General features: G+C 69.5%; 2 protein-coding genes. Both read right to left on the bottom strand.

The genetic code is table 11. The annotated features are described in order from the left end of the window. Positions 1-324: 324 nt before the first annotated feature. The gene (locus V5A19_RS14100; protein ID WP_332327976.1) at positions 325-2,139 is read right to left on the bottom strand and encodes an asparagine synthetase B family protein; all 1,815 of its coding nucleotides are present in this window, start codon (positions 2,137-2,139) and stop codon (positions 325-327) included. Beyond that, on the bottom strand, positions 2,136-3,310 hold a 1,175-nt coding region (locus tag V5A19_RS14095; RefSeq protein ID WP_332327975.1), incomplete at its 5' end, for a GNAT family N-acetyltransferase. The genes V5A19_RS14100 and V5A19_RS14095, both read right to left, overlap by 4 nt.

Raw genomic sequence — 3,310 nt, 5'->3', positions numbered from 1 at the left:
CGGCTCGCCCGGCGGAGCCGGGCTCCTACAACGGCTACGGCCGGTGGTTTGCCGTCTGTAGGAGCCCGATTCATCGGGCGAGCCGTCCGGGGAGGGGCCCCGCTCTGGCCAACGGCTCGCCCGGCGGAGCCGGGCTCCTACAACGGCTACGGCCGGTGGTTTGCCGTTCGTAGGAACCCGAATCATCGGGCGAGGCGTCCGGGGAGGGGCCCCGCTTTGGCCAACGGCTCGCCCGGCGGAGCCGGGCTCCTACCAAACGGCACCCCGGCCAATCCGGGCCCCCGTAGGAGCCCGATTCATCGGGCGAGCCTTCGCTTTGGGTGCCTATGCCCTGCCGCCGTTATGCCGCAGCCACTGCTCCAGCATCATCAGAACCCAGGTCAAGGTGCCGAAGAAGCCCGGGTGCTCCTCCAGGCGACGGCCCGTGAGCTCGTCGATCATCTCCGCACGGATGATTCCCCGGCCGCGCAGGCCGTCCAGGCTGTCCCGGGCGAGATCCCGCAGGACCGGTTCCTCCCGGAGCCAGACGCCGAAGGGCAGGCCGAAGCCGTGCTTCTCCTTGGTCAGGATTTCCTCGGGGAGGTAATCCCGCAGGGCCTGCTTGAAGAAGTGGCGCAGGCGGGTGCGGCGCATCTTCTGGCCCACGGGGACGGTGGCCGCGAAGGCCACCACCTCGTCGTCGAGGAAGGGGAAGCGGGTTTCCACCCCGGCCAGCTCGCCGGCCCGGGTCACCTTGCGCAGGTCGTCGTCGGCCAGGGTGTATTTCATGTCGATGGCGAGTAGCTGATTGACCAGGGCGAAGCGCTCGAGGTCCCGGTATTCCCGGGTCAGCTCCCGGATGGGGCCGTGGCGGTCGATGCCCGCGAGGAAGTCGCCGGCAAAGACCCGCTCCGGGCCCAGGTACTCCAGCAGGTTGTAGGTCTGCAGCCGCTGGGGCATGGGCAGGGAGGCCTGCCGGATGTAGCTGGCCAGCTTGCGCACCGGCGGCACCCGCTCGGCACCCGGCAGACCGGTCGCGGGTTCCAACAGGCCGCGCCGCAGGCTCCGGGGCACCCGGTGGTAGAGGGACAGCAGCCATTGCCGGGCGTAGCGCTCATTCCCGGCGAACAGCTCGTCGCCGCCGTCGCCGCCGAGCAGGACGTCCACGCCGTTCTCACGGGCCAGTCGGGCGCAGTAGAAGGAAGGCACCACCGAGGCGTTGCCGTAGGGCTCGCCGTAGGCGGCGGCTATCTCGGGCACCGCCCGGGCGACGTCCTGGGGGGTGACGAAGTACTCGTGGTGATCCGCCCCGAAGCGCTTGGCGGCGATGTGGGCGAAGCCGGTCTCGTCGTAGCCTTCGGCGTTGAATCCGATGGCGAAGGTGCGGGGCGGCTCCCCGGTGACCTCGCCGAGCATGCCGGTGATGGTGGAGCTGTCCGTGCCGCCGCTCAGGAAGGCCCCAACTCGGCCCTCTTGGGCGGAGCGCGCCACCGCATTGCGCACCGTGGTCCGGAACCGTTCCTGGAGCTCGGCCACGGGGGTCCGGCGGTCCTCGGAAAAGCTGGGCCGCCAGAAGGGGGCGGCGGTCAGCTCCCCGTCGCGGAAGGTGACCACCTCGCCTGGGCGCAGGCGGAAGATCCCCTGGTAGGCAGATCCTGGCCGGGGAATGACGTGGTAGTAGAGGTAGTCGTAGAGGCCCTGGGGATCCAGGTCGGCGGCGCACCGGGGATCGACGGCGAGCCGGTCGGCGCGGGGGCCGAAGAGGAGGCCGCCGGGCGTGGGCGCATAGGCCAGATCCCAGACCCCCATGCGGTCTGCGGCCAGCAGGGCGGCTCCCGATTGCGGGTCAAGAAGCGTTAGCAGGAAGGGGCCCTGGAGCGCGGCCAGGAAGTCGCTGCCTCGGGCACGGTAGGCTCGGGCCACGTCCGCCGGGGCGGCGTGGGTGTTGGAATCGGCCCACCACGCGTGGCCCACCAGGCCCACCAGGAGCGTCTCCTCCTCTGCCAAAGGCATCCCCTGCCAGGCCCTGCCGGCCATGGCCGATCTTTCCCGGACCAGGGTCGAGGGTGTCGAGTTACCCGGATCGGGGTCCAGGCCCCGCAGGAGCGCTTCCGGATCCCCCGTGGTGCCTTGGTCCAGCCACCCCCAGAGGCCCTTCATGCGCCCTCCTTCTTTTTCCGATTGGTTACAACGGCCTTGGCCCGCCGGGCGGCCGGCCATAGGCGCAGGTCGTACAAACGAGCCAGGGTGCCCCGCCAGGTGGGGGACCACGCCCTGAGGGCCCGCAGGGTCTCCCCCTTTCCCGACCAGCGGAGCTTGTAGGGGTTGGGTCCGGGCCCCATCAGATAGGTGGTCAAATCCTTCTCCTCGAAAAGGGAGCGGAGCTGATGGTGATGGAGATAAGACCCCGGTGACAGGGATTCGAAGTCGGGATCGAAGTCACCCCGAAGCGCGTGGACCCGGCCGCCATAAGCCAGCTGAAGCTCCATGGCAGCAGCCTCGCCGTCCAGCTCCAATAGCCAGAGGGAGAGCCAGCCCTCCCGCGCGCCATGGTCGGCCAGACGCCGGACGAACCTCCCGGGTCCCGGGAAGTCCAGGCTCAGGCCGAGGGGAGACTTCCAACTGCGGGCGGAGACCGCGATCGCCCGCTCCAAGGGTTGGCTTTCTGCGTCCAGTGTACGGTACCAGAGAAGACGCGCCCCGGTCGCCTTCTCCAGGCGGTTCTGGATCAGGTTGTTGTTCTTCTTCAGGCGCCGGCTGAGTCCCTGGTAGTAACTCTCCCAGGGCTGTGTGAGGTCAATGCTCAGGTTGGTCTTCTCTTCCTCGGGGGCAACGGCAATCCCGGTCCCGGCCAGGGCGTGGCGCAAGCGCCCGGCCATCCCGCTGCGGGACGGGAGCGCGCTCAGGTGGAGGGTATCCCAGTGGCGCCGGTTGCGAACCAGCCAGCGGGCGAAGGCTTCGCAGGCGGCGCCTTCCCGGCCGGCCCGGGCGATCAGATCGAATTCCTGGGTGTCCGGTACCTGCAGGGCCTCGAGTCGGACGGGCCCGCTCCCGGGAAGGGAGGGCTGCTGCAGGGACAAGGGCATCACGGCGACGACAGCCTCGCCTTCCGAGAAGGTCAGGATAAGCGGGCTGCGGCGGGGGGAAGCCCACTGCAGGGCGGCGTCGAACCATTCGTGGCGGAGGAACACGGAAGGGAACCGGCTGGCTTCCACCAGCCGGTTCCAGGTGGGGCGCAGCTCCCGGAACCTTTCCACGTCCCGGATTTCCCCGGTCTGGAGCGGTTCGTGGTTGGGTGTGTCCTCTGCCGCCGGATTCACAGCCGGAGACC

Origin of the sequence: Thiohalorhabdus sp., assembly GCF_036628635.1 — a bacterium.
Taxonomy (GTDB): domain Bacteria; phylum Pseudomonadota; class Gammaproteobacteria; order Thiohalorhabdales; family Thiohalorhabdaceae; genus Thiohalorhabdus.
The sequence above is the reverse complement of the archived record's forward strand: the minus strand, read 5'-3'. Positions and strand labels throughout refer to the sequence as shown.

What these genes read in the sequence shown, in the direction of transcription:
- V5A19_RS14100 (WP_332327976.1), bottom strand. Translation starts at nt 2,139, where the DNA reads ATGAAGGGCCTCTGGGGGTGGCTGGACCAAGGCACCACGGGGGATCCG.